Origin of the sequence: Cloacibacterium sp. Arc13 (assembly GCF_041431305.1) — a bacterium.
Classification (GTDB): domain Bacteria; phylum Bacteroidota; class Bacteroidia; order Flavobacteriales; family Weeksellaceae; genus Cloacibacterium; species Cloacibacterium caeni_B.
The window spans coordinates 1-19,481 of record NZ_JASMRM010000011.1 but is presented as its reverse complement, the minus strand read 5'-3'; the positions used below and the strand labels follow the sequence as shown (position 1 = coordinate 19,481).

Below are 19,481 nucleotides of genomic sequence, written 5' to 3'. Positions count from 1 at the left end.
TACAAGAATCTTGTGCTCAACTTTGAGGAAGTCTAACCACAAAAACCTTAAACAATGAACACAAAATTTCAAAAAATGGTTTTCGCAACCTTTATTTTAGCGGGATTATTTTCTTGTCAAAAATCTGAAAGTGTAGATTCTCAATACGAAAGTGCGGTTGCAACCGCAGATTCTACTTCCGTTCAAAATGATGAAGTTTCTTACGCTGCTTCTCAACAAATTCCAGACAAAAAATTTGTAAAAAATGCAGAAGTCAGCATGGAAGTAAAAGACGTTTACGAAGCTACAGTTCACATAGAAAATGCACTGAAAAATTTGGGCGGATTTGTCACCAAAAGTGAATTACAAAGTCAAATTATCGAAGAAGAAACGTATAACACTTCTGACCAAAATGCGGTTTTACTCAGAAAATTCAATTCTTACAATAAGATGCAAGTAAGAGTTCCTTCGGAAAAATTAGGTGCGTTTCTCACTTCTGTAAATAACCGAAAACTTTTCTTGAACACCAGAATTATTTCGGCTGAAGATGTGACCAACAATGCTAAAATTGCAGAACTTGAACTGAAAAAAATCAATAAAACGGGCGAAGTGATTTCTCAAATGAAAAACAATGAAAAGAAAGCAAACCTCACCGAAGAAAACGAAGAGAAAAACAATACCCAACAAATTGAAAATCTGAATCTTGCAGACAATATAAAATACAGCACTGTAGACATTTACATTAAAGAACCAAAAGTAAGAATCGCCGAAATTGCCATTACTAACACCCAATTTTACGACAATAAATACCAAGTCAATTTCTTCTACGAGGCAAAATCTTCTCTACTTAACGGATTTTATTTCGTTCAAAAATTTTTCGTTTTCTTACTGAATTTTTGGCCTTTATTCGTGGGAGTTCTAATTGTAATTTATTTTGTAAAGTATAATCTCAGCACTATTATTTTTCCGAAAAAAAATTCAAAATCTGAGAATATGGAAAAGTGACACTAATGAATGTTTTCTGTAATTTTAGGAACCCAAATTATTAAGATTTGATAAAAGACAATCAACACTAAAAAGAAGGCGAAAGCATATTCTTTTAGTTTTTTTATAATGAGTATAGAAGTGTTGTAATCATTGATTTTGATTATTACGCTTCGTGAAATTTTTCATTCTAAACTCCATAATTTTTCTCATGAAAAATAAAATGGGAATTGCAAAAGAAAACATTAAAATCAATGCAAACTTGAAGGCTGGAAATTCTTGCTGAAATTTTTCAAAAAATAAAAAACACAAAACAGTCAAAAAAAGTAAGCCTAGAGAAAGATATAAATAATTTTTTTTGAAGTCAACCAATCTTGTAAAATAGGAAAAAGAGGTAAAACCTAAAGAGATTACTGTAAAAGATAAAAGTATTTGAAAAATCACGTTATTATTTTTCTCAAAGATAACAAAATTCATAAAATCTTAGAGCCCTGAAATTTTTTGGGGCTTTTATTTTTCCGTAAATTTGCACGGACTTTGTTCGTTTTATGAAGATGAATAAAACTGTTAATTTAAGTTGTTAAACCTTAAACCAAAAGAATTATGTTACCAAAAATAAATCCAGAAAACACACAAGCTTGGAAATCACTCAACGAACATTTTGCACAAAATGATTTTGACCTAAGAACACTTTTTCAAGAAAACACTGAACGTTTCCAACAGTTTTCAGTAAAAAAAGAAAATTATCTTTTTGATTTTTCTAAAAATTTAATTGACCAAAAAGCATTTGATTTATTGCTTCAATTGGCAGAAGAAACACAATTGAAATCTGCCATCAATGCTATGTTTTCTGGCGAAAAAATAAATGAAACAGAAAAAAGAGCAGTACTTCACACTGCTTTGAGAGATTTTTCTGACAAAGAAATTCTGGTAGACGGCGAAAACATAAAACCAGGAATCAAAAAAGTTCTTGACCATATGAAAGCTTTCTCCCAAAAAGTGATTTCAGGAGCGCACAAAGGTTTCAGCGGAAAAGAAATTACTGATGTGGTAAACATCGGAATTGGAGGTTCAGATTTAGGACCTGTAATGGTGGTTTCGGCACTTAAACATTTCAAAACAAGATTAAATGTACATTTCGTTTCGAATGTAGACGGAAATCACATGGCAGAAGTAGTGAAAAACTTAAATCCAGAGACTACGCTTTTCATTGTAGCCTCTAAAACGTTTACCACTCAAGAAACCATGACCAATGCAAATTCTGCAAAAACTTGGTTCTTAAAAGCTGGAAAAGAAGAAGATGTAGCGAAACACTTTGTAGCTTTATCTACTAATATTCAAGCGGTTAAAGCGTTCGGAATTGCAGAAGAAAATATTTTCGAGTTCTGGGATTGGGTTGGCGGAAGATATTCACTTTGGAGCGCTATTGGTTTAAGCATCGTTCTAGCAGTGGGTTATGAAAATTTTGAAAATTTATTGAAAGGAGCTTACGAAACCGATGTACATTTCCAAACGGCAGATTTCAAAGAAAACGTTCCTGTTTTAATGGGACTTTTGGGAATTTGGTACAGAAATTTCTTTGATGCAAGTTCTTATGCTATTTTACCGTACTCTCAATATCTAGATAGATTTGCAGCGTATCTTCAACAAGGAGATATGGAATCTAACGGAAAATCAGTAGACAGAAATGGGGAATATGTAACTTATCAAACTGGTCCAATTATTTGGGGAGAACCAGGAACGAATGGTCAACATGCTTTCTATCAATTGATTCACCAAGGAACAGAATTAATTCCTGCAGATTTTATCGCTTATGTAAAATCTTGCAACGAAGTTTCTGACCATCAAGAAAAATTATTAGCGAACTTTTTCGCTCAAACTGAGGCACTTGCATTCGGAAAAAGCGAAGACGAAGCAAGAGCAGAATTGGTAAAAGAAGGAAAATCTGAAGAAGAAATTGAAAAATTAGTAAAATTCAAAACCTTCATGGGAAATACACCTACTAATTCATTCTTTATCAATGAATTAACTCCATTTTCACTAGGACAACTCATCGCACTTTATGAACACAAAATCTTCGTACAAGGTGTGATTTGGAATGTGTTTAGTTTTGACCAATTTGGTGTAGAATTAGGAAAAGTTTTAGCAGGAAAAATTTTACCAGAACTTACTGATAATGAGAAAGTAAACTCACATGATTCTTCTACAAATGGTTTAATAAACTATTTCAAAGAAAATAAGTAAATTTGAAATAAATCTAAAAAGTAAAATAAAAAGAAAAAAAACATGGCACAAATTCTCGACGGTCTAAAAGTTTCTAAAGAAATAAAGGCTGAAATTAAAGCAGACGTAGAAAAAATTATTGCAAGCGGAAAAAGAGCTCCTCATCTCGCAGCAATTTTAGTAGGAAACAACGGCGCGAGCGAAACTTACGTTGCCAGCAAAATAAAAGATTGTAAAGAAGTAGGATTTACTTCATCGCTTTACAGATTTTCGAGCACCGCTTCTGAAGCAGAAGTTTTAGAAAAAATTGCAGAACTTAATGTAGACCCAGAAGTTGACGGATTCATCGTTCAGTTGCCTTTGCCAAAGCAAATGGACCAAGAAAAAGTAATCATGGCGATTAATTCTCATAAAGACGTAGATGGTTTTCACCCCGAAAATTTTGGAAGAATGGCACTCGAAATGAGTACATTTTTACCAGCTACTCCTTTTGGAATCCTCACATTATTAGAACGTTATAATATAGAAACCAAAGGTAAAAACTGTGTAATTATCGGTAGAAGTAAAATCGTAGGAAGACCGATGTCTATCTTAATGGGAAGAAAAGATTTCCCAGGAAATGCTACAGTTACGGTAACGCACTCTTACACTCCTCACATTGAGGAATTTACCAAAAATGCAGACATTGTAATTACTGCATTAGGAGATCCAGAATTTTTGAAAGAAGATATGATTAAAGATGGTGTAGTGATTGTAGACGTAGGAATTACCCGAGTAGAAGATGCTAATGCGCTAAAAGGTTATAGAATTGTAGGAGATGTAGATTTTGCTAGTTGTGAGAAAAAAGCAAGTTGGATTACACCAGTTCCGGGAGGAGTGGGACCAATGACCAGAGCGATGTTATTAAAAAATACTATTTTAGCATACAAACACACGATTTATAAAGATTAAGAATTGGATTTAACAAAAGAAATATTATTGAAAGAAGGAAAAATGCTCCCAGTGATGGAGCATTTTTATACTTTACAAGGAGAAGGTCACCACACCGGAAAAGCCGCTTATTTTATAAGATTAGGCGGTTGTGATGTAGGTTGTCATTGGTGTGATGTGAAGGAAAGTTGGGACCCAGAATTACATCCTTTGATGGATACCGTAGAAATTGCAGAAATTGCAGCAAGCTATTGTAAAACCATTGTTCTAACAGGTGGAGAACCACTGATGTGGAATTTAGAAATTTTGACCAAAAGATTAAAAGAATTGGGTTGTCAAATTCACATCGAAACTTCTGGAGCTTATGATATGAGCGGAACACTGGACTGGATTACGCTTTCTCCTAAGAAAACAGGCTTACCAAAAGAAGAAATTTACAAAGTAGCTAATGAGTTGAAAATCATAGTATTTAACAACCATGATTTTACCTTCGCTGAAGAACAAGCTGCAAAAGTTTCTGAAAATTGCAAATTGTATCTACAAAGTGAATGGAGCAAAAGAAACGAAATGTATCCTAAGATTACCGATTTTATTTTGGCAAATCCTAAATGGCAAGCTTCTGTACAAACACATAAATATCTTAATATTCCATAAAATTTAGCAACTTTGTAAGGACTCTATTTTCTAAAACATGCAGAAATTAAGATACTCTAGATATTTTAAAAGCGCTATCATCATCCTCGATATTTTAATCGTGGCTGCTGTTTTTGTGTTCTTTTTCCTGATGAGACACGAATATGTTTTAGAAAAAGCTAATACCGAAGAAAATATTTTGTCCCTTCTTCTATTAAGTCTTTTTTGGATTCTTTTAAGTGGAAGAACAAAACTGTATTCTATTCCCAGAAACCTTACTTATACACTTTATGTAGAGCGAATTGTTACTCATATTTTTATCTTTTTACTGGGAATTGTACTTTTAGCCAGAGTGAGTAATAATGAATTTTTGAAGTATGAAAGATTCTGGATTACGTTTACACTTTTCATTATTCTATTTATAGTTAAGTCATTCATTTTCTTTACTTTAAAGTACATTAGAGCACAAGGTGGAAACTACAGAAATGTAATGTTTATCGCAGAAAATTCATCTTCTGAAATTTTAAAAGATATTGTTACCCAACGTAAAGATTATGGTTATAGAGTTTATGAATTTCCCAATGAAGAAATTAATATTACGGAGCTTCAAAACTTTTGGAGAAAAAAAGAAATCCACACCGTTTTTATTCCTACTCAAAATCATTTAAGTAAAAAACTACTTGAAGAGATCAATAGAGAAGCAGAAAATGATAAGATAAAAATTTCCTTAATTCCAAGTGCTATCCAAAACGATTTTTTCCAATATGACTTGGGATACATCGAAACTCAACCGATTTTAACACCTTCGAAATTTCCTTTAGATTATTATACAAATTTTATTATAAAAAGAGGCTTTGATATATTATTTTCTTTATTAGTATTAATCTTTATAGCAACTTGGCTTTTTCCTATTCTTGCTTTATTAATCAAATTAGATAGTAAAGGAAGTGTTTTCTTTAAACAGAAAAGATATGGCTTTCATGATGAAGTTTTTGAATGTCTCAAATTCAGAACCATGATTGAAAATGAAGATTCTACCACTAAAACTACTTCCAAAAACGATAAAAGAATTACTAAAATTGGCAAATTTCTTAGAAAAACCAGTTTAGACGAAATGCCACAATTCATCAATGTTTTAAGAGGAGATATGTCTGTAGTAGGACCTAGACCTCACATGCTATTGATTGATGATTTCTACAAGGCAAAAATTGGAAGATATTCGGTGAGAAGTTTAGTAAAACCAGGCATTACAGGACTTGCGCAAGTAAGCGGCTTGCGTGGTGACACTGGCGAAATGGAAGTAGAAATGAAAAAAAGAATTATTGCGGATTCATTCTACGTGAAAAATTGGAGTATCATTTTAGATGCAGTTATAATTCTTAAAACCATTTTATTAGTAATAAAAGGCGACCAAAAAGCCATTTAGAACAATAAATTAAAATTCTATAAAATTATTAATCCTAAAAAATGTAACTTCGCACGGTTATGTTAAAACTTTTAAGCGCAATAGGACAATACTTTTTACTACTAGGAAAAGTAATTCAAAAACCTCAAAAAAGGCAAGTTTTTTTTAAACTTCTCATGAGAGAAATCAATGACTTGGGAGTAAATTCTTTTGGACTCACTTTATTTACCTCAATATTTGTAGGAGCTGTAATCGCAATACAGATGTATAATAATTTTAGAAATTCTTCCATACCCATTCCCGCTCCTTTTATTGGTTATGCTACCAAAGTTGTCTTAATTCTAGAATTTGCCCCTACAATTATTTCTGTAATTTTAGCTGGAAAAGTAGGTTCTTATATCACCTCGAGTATTGGAACGATGAGAGTTACAGAGCAAATAGACGCTTTAGATATTATGGGTGTAAATTCTGCAAATTTCTTGATTTTACCCAAAATTTTAGCAAGTGTAATTTTCAATCCATTGTTAATTGCTATAAGTATGGTTTTCGGAATATGGGGAGGTCATCTTGCAGGTATTGCGACAGGAAATTGGTCTAGAGCTGATTATATTGCAGGAATTCAAATGTACATGCCACCATTTTATATTTGGTATGCATTTTTAAAAACAGCTGTATTTGCATTTCTTATTGCAACTATACCAGCTTTTTTTGGCTATAAAGTAAGTGGAGGATCTTTAGAAGTAGGTAGAGCAAGTACACAAGCTGTAGTTTGGACAATAGTTGCCATCATCATTTCCAACTTAATATTAACTCAAATGTTCCTAAGCTAATGATAGAAGTAAAAGATTTAAGAAAAAGTTTTGATGGTGTAGAAGTTCTGAAAGGAATTACCACCACCTTCGAAACCGGAAAAGTAAACTTAGTAATAGGACAATCGGGTTCAGGAAAAACAGTCTTTCTGAAAAGTTTGCTTAATGTTTACGAACCTACCAGCGGACATATTTTATTTGACGGTAGAGATATTGTAGGCATGTCTCGTCAAGAAAAAGAGGCATTGAGAGCAGAAATAGGAACCGTATTTCAAGGAAGCGCATTGTTTGATTCCATGACGGTTCAAGACAACATTATGTTTCCTCTAGATATGTTTACCAACCTTACTTTCACCGAAAAGAAAAAAAGAGTGAATGAAGTAATGGGAAGAGTTCACTTAGAAAATGCAGAAAAAAAATTTCCATCTGAGATTTCAGGAGGAATGCAAAAAAGAGTAGCGATTGCGAGAGCAATTGTTAATAACCCAAGATATTTGTTTTGTGACGAGCCTAATTCTGGGTTAGACCCTTTCACAGCAAACGTTATAGATGATTTAATTGCAGAAATTACTGATGAATATAATACGACTACGATAATAAATTCTCACGATATGAACTCTGTAATGACAATTGGTGAGAAAATTGTATACTTGAGAAAAGGAATTAAAGAATGGGAGGGAACAAAAGATATTTTAATCACTTCAGACAATAATTACCTGATAGATTTCGTTTATTCTTCAGAGTTATTTAAAGAATTAAGAGAATATCTTATTAAAATCAATAAAACAAGTATAGAAAACATTATAACAACAGTAGAAAATGAAACAGATCAAGAAAATACTTAGTACATTATTTGTAACAGCATCATTGCTGTCTTTCTCGCAGGTAACTTTCGGAGCGAAAGCAAATATCATCTACCAAACTGGTGATCCTACTTGGGAAAATATAAAAAATGGAACTGTAGATGCATACGAAGACAAAGGAAAAAATAACGTAGGCTATAACGCAGGTATTTCACTAAAAATTGATACCCCTCTTGGAATTTTTATTCAACCAGAATTGTATTACACTACTTTTAGTAAAGAATTCACAGTAGATGGAACTAATACTACTATAAAAGTTAAAAACAACAGAGCAGATTTACCTGTTTTAGTAGGATATAATGTATTAGGAAAAACATTAGGTATTTATGCAGGACCGGTAGCTTCTTACAATCTTTCTACAGATAATCAATATAATGATTTTAAAGAAAATGCTACGAAAGAATTTACTTTAGGCTATCAATTCGGCGCACAAGTTACTATTTCTAAATTGGTAGTTTCTGCAAGATACGAAGGTGCATTTAGCAATGACCAAAGAGAATATATCAACACGAATGTATCTTCTAACGAAGTAATTAGATATGATAACAGACCGAGTTTATTAATGTTCGGAGTTGGTTTAAATTTCTAAAAAATTAAGGACATTAATTAAAAACATAAAAAATCTCGGCTGCTTCGCAGCCAAGATTTTTTATTTTATAGATTACTATTATCAGAATTATTAGGATTTGGATTTACATTTTGTTGAGCTAACTCAGCAGCTTGTCGTTCTATCTCAATTTTTTCTTGCTGTAATCTTTGCCATTCTTTTCTTTTTTGTTCAGCTTTTATAGAAGAGCCTTTACTTACATATCCTACAATTCCTCCTATAATTAAACCAATTCCTACGCCTCCCATTATTCCCATAAAATGAGAAAGTGTAAATTCTTCTACTTCTAAATTGGTGGTCAAATAAAAAAGTAATCCAGAAATGCCTAAAAGAAGAATTCCTATAATTGTTAAATTTTTCATTTTAATGTATTTTTAAAATAAAACCTTCTCAAATTTAAAAAAATTTAAGAAGGTTTTTATTATTATTTTAAATTATTTACATTTTTCCACCGGCTTGTTTATAATATTCAAGCGCTTTGGTCATATGCTTATTTAAGTCTGATCTTCTAGTATCTGGACTTGGGTGAGTTGATAAAAATTCTGGTGGTCTTTGTGAATTGGCAGCTTGAGCTTCCATTCTTTCCCAGAAAGGTAGTGATTGTCTTGGGTCATATCCAGCCATTGCCATGATATATAATCCCATTTGATCTGCTTCTAACTCTTGACTTCTTCCATATTTAAGAAGAGCTACTTGTGCTCCAATTGGATAAGCAACTTTAAAAACTTGTTGTAATTTATCATTCGAAATTACACCACCAGCAATCGCACCACCATATTGTGCAATCATTGCTTGAGAAATTCTTTCATTTCCGTGACCTGCAAGAGCGTGGGAAACTTCGTGTCCCATTACTACAGCAATACCTGTTTCGTCTTTACAAACGGGCATAATTCCTGTGTAGAAGGCTACTTTTCCACCAGGCATACACCAAGCATTTAATTGTTTGTCTTCCAACAAATTAAACTCCCAGTTATAACCTTGCAAATCTGCTTCTCTACCAATGCTTTTATAATAATTAGTCGCAGCATTTTTTATTCTAATTCCTACATTTTTTACTCGAGTTGCATCTGTAGTATTGGTGATCACTTTAGCTTTAGAAAGCGCAGTTTGATATTCTTGCACTCCCATTGCAGAAAGTTGGTCATTTCCCACAATTTGTACAGATTTTCTACCTGTAATTGGATTCGTAACACATGCAACTAATGCTAAAGAAACAACTCCGGTAGCGATAATAGTTTTTATTTTCATTTTTATGTGATTTAATATTTGATGCAAAATTAAAACAAAATTTATTCCATTAATAATTTTGTAGAAATTATATAAAAAAGAAATTAAATCGTGATAGTTTTGCATTAAATTTGTATTGATAATTAATAGTTTAACTCAACACCCACTATATTATGAAAAAATTAATTTATTTGAGTTTCTTTGGACTACTCTCTTTTTTATATTCGTGTTCTTCACAAATCAATATAGACCCCAAAACTTTAGAGGAAATTACAACTTCTAATCAGTTTACTTTTATGGCAGAAAGAGCTAATCCAAGCAATTATGATGTCATCAATGTTATGAATTCTATGCCTAATAGCATTTCTACTCGAATGTTAAATTTAGACTACGGCTATACTATTGTAGTTAAAGATAAAGAATTAGATGTTACCTTGCCGTACTTTGGAAGAATGTATAATCCTAGTTACGACAATTCTAAAAATAGCTACAGATTTACTTCTAAAGATTTTACTCTGAGTAAAATTCTAAATAAGAAAGGCAACTTAGTTTATACTATTTCGCCTAAAGACGTAGACCATGTAAAAGTGATTTATATAGAAGTTTATAAAAACGGAAATGCCTATGTTTCTATAGATTCTAACGACAGACAACCCATTTCTTATAATGGCTACTTGATGAAAAATGAAATTTCTAAGAAATAGTTTAGAATTTTTTATTCAATAAACTTTCTACAAAAATTTTGGCTTCAGAACTTGGATTAGATTTTAATTCTGAAGCATTTTTTTTATGAATTTCGAACTGATTTTCGAGTTCATGGGTAGATTTAGTTGCACTTAAAATATATTGATGAACCCAATATTCAAAACGCTTTTCGGCTTGAATTCTTCTTACTTCTTCTAACCTTCCCGTTTTTATTTTTAAAGAAATGAAATCATTTATTTTTTGATAAACCTCATCTAAACCTTCGTTATGAAGAGCGGAACCTAACAAAACAGGCACTTTCCAATCTTTTTCTTTCGGATGCTGAAACTGCAAGGCATGAATCAATTCTGAACGGTGCATTCTGGCCTCTTTTAGATTTTCTTCATGTACTTTATTGATAAAAATAACATCCACCATTTCCATCAAACCTCTTTTGATGCCTTGCAATTCATCACCAGTTCCTACTACTTTTAGCAACAAAATCACATCCGAAATATCCGCAACCAAAACTTCTGATTGACCAACTCCTACCGTTTCTATCAAAATGTAATCATAACCAGCAGCTTCGCAAATAAGCATAGTTTCAAAAGTAGTATTGGCAACTCCGCCTAGAAATCCAGAACTCGGACTAGGGCGAATAAATGCGTTTTCGTCTTTTGCCAATTCTTCCATTCTGGTTTTATCTCCTAGAATGGAACCTTTATTCACCGAAGAACTTGGGTCAATGGCTAAAACAGCAACTTTTTTGCCTTGAGAAATTGCAAATTTTCCGAAACTTTCAATAAATGTAGATTTCCCAGCACCAGGAACTCCAGTAATTCCTATTCTTACAGATTTTCCGGTATAAGGCAGGATTTTTTTCAGCAGTTCTTCAGCCAAAACTCTATGCTCTGGCTTTTTACTTTCGATTAAAGTAATGGCTTTCCCAAGAATTCTTTTGTCTTGGGCTAATATTCCTTGTAAAAGTTCTTCTGTAGAAAATTTCATCTTAACAAAATTAAGAAAGTATTTCAAACTATTTTCCAAAAATTTAAAATTGCTTTAAAAGAAAATCAAAATAGAATTTCTACACTTTTTTTCTGTTAGAATTTTAGAAAAATGCCATAACGAAAAAGGCTTCAGAAACCTGAAGCTTTTATGAAAAAATTTGATTTGATATGAAGAACTTTTACTCTGTCTCTGCCGGAATATCTAAATGACTTCTGCCATACTTAATGTCTTCTAGACCTCTCAGTATTACTCTTTTTTGTTCGTCACTTAAATCTTCGTCTTTGTGAAATTTATATACCAAGTATTCTATATACTCCAATAATTCCTCTGCTAAATAATCTGGTAAATCTTTTATCAGATTATTAATTTTTTGTAATGTGGTTAATTCCATTTCAATTAGGTTTTTAGGCTTTTTTTGGTGGTATAAAGGTACGCCAATCTGCTTAACACACCTCATGAAGTGATATGAATGATTTCAGTGATTTTTGTTAGGTTTTCAACAAAATTTATATTTATATCCAAAGATAATCTTCAAATAAATCTTCAAATATTATTTTGAATTTTTCATCATTTTTTAAATTATAACTTTCCGCCTCCTTTATTTTCTCTTTTAATGTTTCACCCTTTTTTAAATTAACAAAATAATCAGTTTTGTTTTCCTTTTTAATTATATCAACAACATATCCAAAACAATCTTTCTTATTTTTATACACTAAATTAAAAAATTGAATCCATTCGTTTTCTTTATAATTACAGCCGATAATTTTCCCCGCAATAATGGATTTAATAAGCATTATAACCCAATAATAATCAAACACATATTCCTTCAATGCTTTATTTTCTAATTGAATATATAACTTTAATAAATTATAATCCTTGATGTCATAAAATTTGTTTTTGGAAAACAAATTCTCCAATTTGTCATAATCATTACTTTTAAACTCATAGCCTCTATCAATTATTAAATGAAATAATTCGTTAAATCTAATGTCAATAAAATTTTTATTTTCACTCATTAATTCAATCAAACTTTTTTGTTCATATAAGTCATTAATATTAAACTTCAATTTTTTATTCAATAAGAAAAACTTTAAAACTCCTTGACTTTTATCTGTAGCATTTTTTATAATTTCAAAAAAATAATACTTTGTCTTTTTTTCAATTTTCTTGTTCAAAAAATTTATGCCTTTAAAATCTAACGTATCAATTTTTTCATTTACTGATTTGAACTTTTCAAAATTTTCTTTATCCCTTATTAGTTGACGCAAATTTTCTAAAATGACATTTACTTTTAATATAATTTCTCTATTCTTATTTATTTCTTCTATTCTTAATTTTTTCTCTTTTAAAGCTACTAACTCATTTTCCTTAATAATTTTATTTTTTAGATAAGGAAAGTAAAATACCTCAAAATCATTATCAAAAGTCAAATCTTCAAAGCGAATTTCTTCAATTTTATATTTTTCTCTAACAGTTGTTCCTTCATAAATGTATGGCACTTTATATTTACAAATAAATAATTTTGATTGATTATCAGAAAAGGAAAAAATATTTTGATTTTTATTAATATATTTTATATTTCTTAAAAAATTTTCAGATTGGGAAAAGCCATCTAAAAGCCATATGACATAAATTTTCTTTTCATTATAAAATTTTGTTCTTGCATTAATATATTTTAAAGACAAATTTGACACTTGAACTTCAAAAACGATTTCTTTTCCTTTATAAAAAATGAATATATCAGGTTTTCTTTTTTTATAACAGTCTAAAATAAATTTATCATCAAATGAAAGAATTTCGATTTCAGGATTTTTGAGAAAATTTTCTCTTAAAAAATTTTTAATATATTTATGTCTCGGCGATTCGGGGACGGAATAAATTTGCTCTAATTCTTCTTTCTCTAAATTACTCTTGCATATTAATAAGTCACATTCTTCATCTGTATTTTTATGTTTGAAATAGAATGTTTTGTATCCTAATTCGTTTGGCATAAAAGAAACAGTTAAAGCTCTTTCACAACATATACATTCTAAACATATTTCATCCGTTAGAACTTTTTTTTGAAAGAGAAAAGACTCTTTTTCTCCATTACTAAAAATAATAGATGAATCATATACAACATTTCGAGAGAAAGCATTTCTTGCGTATCTAATGGCTCTTAGTTTCATAAAATAAATTTACAAAAAAAGGAAACCAAAAAATGATTTCCTTATATAAGTTATTTTAAATTTTTAGATTTCAGAAAAACTTCCTGCTTCCTACATCATGCATACAACAAAATTTTTATCTCAAAAACTTCTCTAAAATCTCCACCGCAGATTTCGGTAAATTCGTTCCAGGCCCGAAGATAAAATCTGCACCATTTGCATACAAGAAATCATAATCTTGTTGTGGAATTACACCACCTACTACAATTGTGATATCATCTGCACCTAATTTTTTGAGTTCTTCTACCACTTGCGGAACCAAGGTTTTATGACCTGCTGCTAAAGAAGAAACGCCCAAAATATGAATATCATTTTCTACGGCTTGTTTTGCCACTTCTTCTGGCGTTTGGAAAAGCGGAGCCACATCTACATCAAATCCCATATCTGCAAAGGCTGTTGCTACTACTTTTGCACCTCTGTCATGACCATCTTGTCCCATTTTGGCAACCATAATTCTTGGTCTACGACCTTCTTGGTCTTCAAATTTTTGAGTAAGCGCCACCGCTTTTTCAAAATATTCATTTTTATTGGCATTCATAGCATATACACCTGAAATGGTTTTGATATTGGCTTTATATCTTCCGAAATTACTTTCTAAAGCATCTGAAATTTCACCAAGAGTTACTCTTCTTCTCGCAGCTTCTATACTTAGTGCCAAAAGATTTTTGTCTCTATTTTTAGCAGCTTCACGAATTTCTGTTAAAATTTCTTCTACTTTTTCTGCGTTTCGTTCTGCTTTTATTTTTTCTAATCTTTCGATTTGTTTACGACGAACTTCCGTATTGTCAATGTCTAGAATTTCAAATTCTGGCTGCTTTTGATTGGATTTAAAAGAATTTACACCGATGATAAATTCTTCACCACTATCAATTTTTGCTTGTTTTCTAGCTGCCGCTTCTTCTATTCTCATCTTCGGGATTCCCGCTTCTATTGCTTTCGTCATTCCGCCTTTTTGTTCTACTTCGTCTATATATTTCTGAGCTTCGTCAATCATTTGTTGAGTCAATGCTTCTACGAGATGACTTCCACCCATCGGATCGACAACATCACAAATCCCTGATTCTTGTTGAAGAATAATCTGTGTATTCCTTGCAATTTTTGCAGAATAATCTGTTGGCAAAGCTATCGCTTCATCTAAAGCATTCGTGTGTAGAGACTGTGTTCCTCCTAAAGCGGAAGAAAGCGCTTCAATTGCCGTTCTGGTAATATTATTGAAAGGTTCTTGCTCGGTTAAACTCCATCCCGAAGTTTGCGAGTGTGTTCTCAAAGCCAAAGATTTTTGATTTTGAGGATTAAACTGTGTCAAAAGATTTGCCCAAATATAACGAGCGGCTCTCATTTTGGCAATTTCCATAAAATGATTCATTCCAATCGCCCAGAAAAATGACAATCTCGGCGCGAAATCATCTACATTCATTCCTGCTTTTATCCCCGTTCTCACATATTCTAAGCCATCTGCAAGTGTATAAGCCATTTCCAAAACCGGAGTTGCGCCTGCTTCTTGCATGTGATAACCTGAGATAGAAATCGAATTGAATTTCGGGATATTTTGAGAAGTATATTCGAAAATATCTGCGATAATTTTCATAGAAGGTTCTGGTGGATAGATGTAAGTATTTCTCACCATAAATTCCTTCAAAATATCATTTTGGATCGTTCCCGAAAGTTGTTCTTGAGAAACGCCTTGTTCTTCTGCAGCGACTATATAAAATGCCAAAATCGGTAAAACTGCACCATTCATGGTCATGGAAACCGAAATTTGATCCAATGGAATTTCATTGAACAAAATCTTCATATCTTCCACAGAATCGATGGCAACTCCTGCTTTTCCCACATCACCAACTACTCTTGGATGGTCTGAATCATAACCTCTGTGCGTTGCCAAATCGAACGCAACAGAAAGTCCTTTTTGTCCTGCTGCAAGATTTCTTCTATAAAAAGCATTCGATTCTTCTGCGGTAGAAAAACCTGCATACTGACGAATCGTCCAAGGTTTTTGAACGTACATCGTGGAATATGGTCCTCTCAAATAAGGAGCAATTCCTGCGCTGTAACCTTTTGATTTTAAAGCTTCTGAATCTTCAGATGTGTAAGAAGATTTTAATTGAAGTCCATCTTTTTCAAAAGAATAGTTTTCTGTATTAGAAGTAAATCCAAAATTTTTAAAATCGGGATTTACGTTTTGAATTTTCGTTCTCATTTCATGAAATTTCGATGAGTAAATTTACGATATTTTTAATTTTAAAAAAAGTGAAATTTTAGGCGATTTGGGCTCCTTGATAGCAAAAAATGTAAAATTTAATTTTTGATAAACATATCAATGTATTTTTATTGAATTTTTATTAATTTTATTTAAAACTGACAATTATTTTCATTTTAATTAAATTTATTAACTTCTAATCAAAATAATTCGCTAACATTACTTATTTGGTCTATCAAAGTGCTATTTTTCTATTCAAAAAATCAAATGAAACCCTAATTTATATCATGATTAATCGTTGTTCTAGGGCAAAATATCTTCCTAACTTTGCTTCGCTTTTTTAACCTTTTGATGACTAAAATTTCAAGGAAAATAAGCCCAAAATACAATTAGAAACAAACAAAAAATTAACATTATGGAAGCAACTATTGGTTTTAAACCCGGAGTTTGGCAAAAGGAAATTAACGTAAGTGATTTTATTAGAAACAATTACACAGAATATACCGGAGACGAAAGCTTCTTAACTCCTGCTACTAAAGCAACCAATCAACTTTGGGCAGAACTATCTGAAATGTTCAAAGCAGAGAGAGAAAAAGGAATTTATGATGCCGAAACTAAGAAACCATCTCAGATTGATGCTTATGGAGCTGGTTATATCAATAAAAACTTAGAAAAAATCGTAGGAATTCAAACTGATAAGCCTCTAAAAAGAGCTATTTTCCCAAATGGCGGAATTAGAATGGTGGAAGACGGCTTAAAAGCATACGGTTATGAACTAGACGAAGCAACTAAAGAAATTTATACAAAATATAGAGTTACTCATAACGAAGGTGTTTTCTCTGCTTACAATTCACCGATTAGAAAAGCTAGAAATTCTGGAATCGTAACTGGTTTACCAGACGCTTACGGAAGAGGTAGAATTATTGGTGACTACAGAAGAGTTCCTTTATATGGTGTGGACTTCTTAATTAAAGATCGTCAAGATTATTTCGAAAATATGGATTGTGATGGGATGAACGAAGAAATCGTAAGACTTCGTGAAGAAATCACTATGCAAATCAATGCATTGAAAGCACTTAAAAAAATGGCAGAATCTTACGGTTTTGACATTTCTAAACCTGCAACCAATGCTAAAGAAGCTATTCAATGGTTATATTTCGCTTATTTAGCAGCTACTAAAGACCAAAACGGTGCCGCAATGTCTATTGGTAGAGTTTCTACTTTCTTAGATATTTATATTGAAAGAGATATTAAAAGAGGCGTTCTTACAGAAATTGAAGCTCAAGAATTGATTGACCATTTCGTGATGAAATTAAGAATCATCAGATTCTTGAGAACTCCAGAATACGATTCACTTTTCTCTGGCGATCCAGTTTGGGTAACAGAATCAATTGGTGGCTTGAATAAAGACGGCGGTTCTTATGTAACCAAAAACTCTTTCAGATTATTACACACTTTATACAATTTAGGTGCATCTCCAGAACCAAATTTAACTGTTCTTTGGAGCGAAAAATTACCAGAAAACTGGAAAAAATATTGCGCTAAAGTTTCTATCGACACTTCATCTCTTCAATATGAAAATGATGACTTAATGAGAGATTGCTTTAATGACGATTACGGAATTGCTTGTTGTGTTTCTCCAATGACTTTAGGAAAACAAATGCAATATTTCGGAGCGAGAGCTAATTTACCTAAAGCTTTATTATATGCCATTAATGGTGGTATTGACGAATTAACAAAAGTTCAAGTAACTCCAGAAATGCCAAAAGTAGAAGGCGAATATCTTGATTTCGATGATGTTTGGAATAAGTTTGATAAAATGATGGATTGGTTAGCAGAAACTTACATCCAAGCATTGAACATTATTCACTACATGCACGATAAATATTCTTACGAAGCTTATGAAATGGCACTTCACGATGTAAATGTTATCAGAACTCAAGCTTGTGGAATTGCAGGAATCTCTATCGTTGCCGATTCATTTGCAGCGATGAAATACGGAAAAGTAAGAGTAATAAGAGACGAAAACGGAATCGCAGTAGACTATGTAGTAGAAAAACCTTACGTTCCTTACGGAAATAACGATGATAATACTGATAAAATCGCAGCAGAAATTGTAGAAATTTTCATGAACAAAGTAAGAAAACAAAAAACTTACAGAAATGCAATTCCTACTCAATCTGTTCTTACCATCACTTCAAACGTAGTTTACGGTAAAAAAACAGGAAATACACCAGACGGAAGAAGAGAAGGTGAACCTTACGGACCTGGAGCAAATCCTATGCACGGAAGAGACACAAAAGGTGCAGTAGCTTCACTCGCTTCTGTTGCTAAATTACCTTTCGAACACGCTCAAGATGGTATTTCTTACACTTTTGCGATTACGCCTGAAACTTTAGGAAAAACTTTAGACGAAAAACAAGGAAATTTAGTTGGACTTTTAGACGGATATTTCAACCAAAAAGGTCACCACTTAAATGTAAATGTTTTCAACCGTTCATTGTTAGAAGATGCAATGCAGCACCCAGAAAAATATCCTCAATTAACCATTAGAGTTTCTGGTTACGCAGTGAATTTCATCAAGTTGACTAAAGAACAGCAATTAGATGTCATCAACAGAACCATCACAGAATGTTTCTAATTTATATATAACATCAATTATCTTGAAGAAGAGTTAAGAAATTTCTTAACTCTTTTTTTAAGAATATGAATTTCATCAAAATTAATTTCGCCGTCCCTAAAAGGTGTAATTTTGATGAAAATTTTTAGAATTTTAACTCCCTTTTAGGGTTGGGTAAAAGAAAAATTATAAAAATTTATTATTAAAAAAGCTTTAAACACCCTTTAAGAATATTTATCTTTGAACATGTCAAATCACGGATTTATCCATTCATACGAAACTTTCGGCACCAAAGACGGCCCAGGAATTAGATTTGTTTATTTTCTGCAAGGTTGTCATTTGCGTTGCCTCTATTGTCATAACGCTGATACTTGGAACAAAGGCGAAAAAACCAAAATGTCTGTAGACGAAGCCTTCCACGAGATAGAAAAAGTAAAAGGTTTTATAAAATCTGGTGGCGTTACCGTTTCTGGAGGCGAACCTCTGATGCAAGCCAACTTTGTCCTGGAATTATTCAAAAAATGTAAAGAAAACGGAATCCATACTTGTGTAGATACCAATGGTTATTTGTTCAGTGAAGAAATCAAAGAAGTTTTAGAAATTACAGATTTGGTGCTTCTAGACATTAAACACATAGACCCAGAAAAATATCTAAAATTAACGGAAGTAGAGCTAGAACCTACGCTTCAATTTATGCAATATTTGTCTAAAATCAACAAACCAACTTGGCTAAGATATGTTCTCGTTCCTGGTTATACAGATGATGCAGAAGATTTAGAAAATTGGGCGAAATATGTTTCTCAGTTCAAAAATGTAGAACGCGTAGATATTTTACCATTTCACCAAATGGGCGCACACAAATGGAAAGAAATTGGCAGAACCTATCCTCTAGAAAATTGCCAACCAGCAGATATGAAAGATGTACAAAAAGCAGTGGAGATTTTTAGGAAATACCATTTACCTTTACCAGACAATCAAAAATAAAAGTCGAGAAATGATCTCGACTTTTTATATTTTCATTTTGTCTAGTCCTGAAATAGCGATACACAAAAAAACATCGTTATGCAAGAACAACAAGAAATGCTTTATTTAAAGCGAA

At 32.0% G+C, this 19,481-nt stretch carries 17 protein-coding genes; 11 read left to right on the top strand and 6 right to left on the bottom strand.

The window, feature by feature from the left end; translation table 11 throughout:
- The first annotated feature begins 54 nt into the window (after positions 1–54).
- The 8 genes from QO190_RS09110 (at position 55) to QO190_RS09075 (ending at position 8,415) form a co-directional block, all read left to right on the top strand.
- Positions 55–984, top strand: coding sequence for a DUF4349 domain-containing protein (locus QO190_RS09110; RefSeq protein ID WP_371462688.1), 930 nt, complete (start codon positions 55–57; stop codon positions 982–984).
- Between the two features lie 582 nt (positions 985–1,566).
- Positions 1,567–3,207, top strand: a complete 1,641-nt coding sequence (pgi, locus tag QO190_RS09105) for a glucose-6-phosphate isomerase (RefSeq protein WP_371462687.1) — start codon at positions 1,567–1,569, stop codon at positions 3,205–3,207.
- Positions 3,208–3,249: 42 nt separating this feature from the next.
- Complete coding sequence (locus QO190_RS09100; protein WP_371462685.1) at positions 3,250–4,137, top strand: bifunctional 5,10-methylenetetrahydrofolate dehydrogenase/5,10-methenyltetrahydrofolate cyclohydrolase; 888 nt, start codon at positions 3,250–3,252, stop codon at positions 4,135–4,137.
- A gap of 42 nt (positions 4,138–4,179) precedes the next feature.
- Positions 4,180–4,770 (top strand): 7-carboxy-7-deazaguanine synthase QueE, encoded by a 591-nt coding sequence (locus QO190_RS09095; protein WP_371462796.1) that lies wholly within the window; start codon positions 4,180–4,182, stop codon positions 4,768–4,770.
- 37 nt (positions 4,771–4,807) lie between these two features.
- Positions 4,808–6,175: an exopolysaccharide biosynthesis polyprenyl glycosylphosphotransferase gene (locus QO190_RS09090; RefSeq protein WP_371462683.1), complete on the top strand. Its 1,368-nt coding sequence runs from the start codon at positions 4,808–4,810 to the stop codon at positions 6,173–6,175.
- 59 nt (positions 6,176–6,234) lie between these two features.
- Entirely contained in the window at positions 6,235–6,984 is a 750-nt protein-coding gene (locus QO190_RS09085) for an MlaE family ABC transporter permease (RefSeq protein WP_371462682.1), read from the top strand.
- On the top strand, positions 6,984–7,808 hold the full coding sequence (locus tag QO190_RS09080) for an ABC transporter ATP-binding protein (RefSeq protein ID WP_371462681.1): 825 nt from the start codon (positions 6,984–6,986) through the stop codon (positions 7,806–7,808). Before QO190_RS09085 ends, QO190_RS09080 begins: the two co-directional genes overlap by 1 nt.
- Positions 7,783–8,415 carry an outer membrane beta-barrel protein gene (locus QO190_RS09075; RefSeq protein WP_371462680.1) on the top strand — a complete coding sequence of 211 codons (633 nt, stop codon included), beginning with the start codon at positions 7,783–7,785 and terminating at the stop codon, positions 8,413–8,415. Before QO190_RS09080 ends, QO190_RS09075 begins: the two co-directional genes overlap by 26 nt.
- Before the next feature lie 65 nt (positions 8,416–8,480).
- Here QO190_RS09075 and QO190_RS09070 read toward each other — a convergent pair whose 3' ends face one another.
- Together QO190_RS09070 and QO190_RS09065 are read right to left on the bottom strand one after the other, a co-directional pair.
- Positions 8,481–8,795, bottom strand: a complete 315-nt coding sequence (locus QO190_RS09070) for a hypothetical protein (RefSeq protein ID WP_371462678.1) — start codon at positions 8,793–8,795, stop codon at positions 8,481–8,483.
- A 76-nt stretch (positions 8,796–8,871) separates the two neighbouring features.
- Entirely contained in the window at positions 8,872–9,681 is an 810-nt protein-coding gene (locus tag QO190_RS09065; RefSeq protein WP_371462676.1) for a M48 family metallopeptidase, read from the bottom strand.
- Between the two features lie 152 nt (positions 9,682–9,833).
- On the opposite strand from QO190_RS09065, the gene QO190_RS09060 reads away from it, so the two are divergent.
- A complete protein-coding gene (locus tag QO190_RS09060; protein ID WP_371462674.1) occupies positions 9,834–10,364 on the top strand; it encodes a DUF4251 domain-containing protein in 531 nt (176 codons plus the stop codon).
- A gap of 1 nt (position 10,365) precedes the next feature.
- Here the strand turns inward: QO190_RS09060 and meaB are convergent, their stop codons facing one another.
- From meaB to scpA, 4 genes are all read right to left on the bottom strand, one after another.
- Positions 10,366–11,352 (bottom strand): methylmalonyl Co-A mutase-associated GTPase MeaB, encoded by a 987-nt coding sequence (meaB, locus tag QO190_RS09055; protein WP_371462673.1) that lies wholly within the window; start codon positions 11,350–11,352, stop codon positions 10,366–10,368.
- Between the two features lie 181 nt (positions 11,353–11,533).
- Positions 11,534–11,746 carry a DUF2281 domain-containing protein gene (locus QO190_RS09050; protein WP_213190372.1) on the bottom strand — a complete coding sequence of 71 codons (213 nt, stop codon included), beginning with the start codon at positions 11,744–11,746 and terminating at the stop codon, positions 11,534–11,536.
- 121 nt (positions 11,747–11,867) lie between these two features.
- Positions 11,868–13,523: a DUF6035 family protein gene (locus tag QO190_RS09045; protein ID WP_371462670.1), complete on the bottom strand. Its 1,656-nt coding sequence runs from the start codon at positions 13,521–13,523 to the stop codon at positions 11,868–11,870.
- Between the two features lie 115 nt (positions 13,524–13,638).
- Positions 13,639–15,762, bottom strand: coding sequence for a methylmalonyl-CoA mutase (scpA, locus tag QO190_RS09040; protein WP_371462668.1), 2,124 nt, complete (start codon positions 15,760–15,762; stop codon positions 13,639–13,641).
- Between the two features lie 415 nt (positions 15,763–16,177).
- Between scpA and pflB the strand changes: the two genes are divergently transcribed.
- Together pflB and pflA are read left to right on the top strand one after the other, a co-directional pair.
- Complete coding sequence (gene pflB, locus QO190_RS09035) at positions 16,178–18,403, top strand: formate C-acetyltransferase (RefSeq protein ID WP_371462666.1); 2,226 nt, start codon at positions 16,178–16,180, stop codon at positions 18,401–18,403.
- Between the two features lie 225 nt (positions 18,404–18,628).
- On the top strand, positions 18,629–19,366 hold the full coding sequence (pflA, locus tag QO190_RS09030; protein ID WP_371462664.1) for a pyruvate formate-lyase-activating protein: 738 nt from the start codon (positions 18,629–18,631) through the stop codon (positions 19,364–19,366).
- Positions 19,367–19,481: the final 115 nt, after the last annotated feature.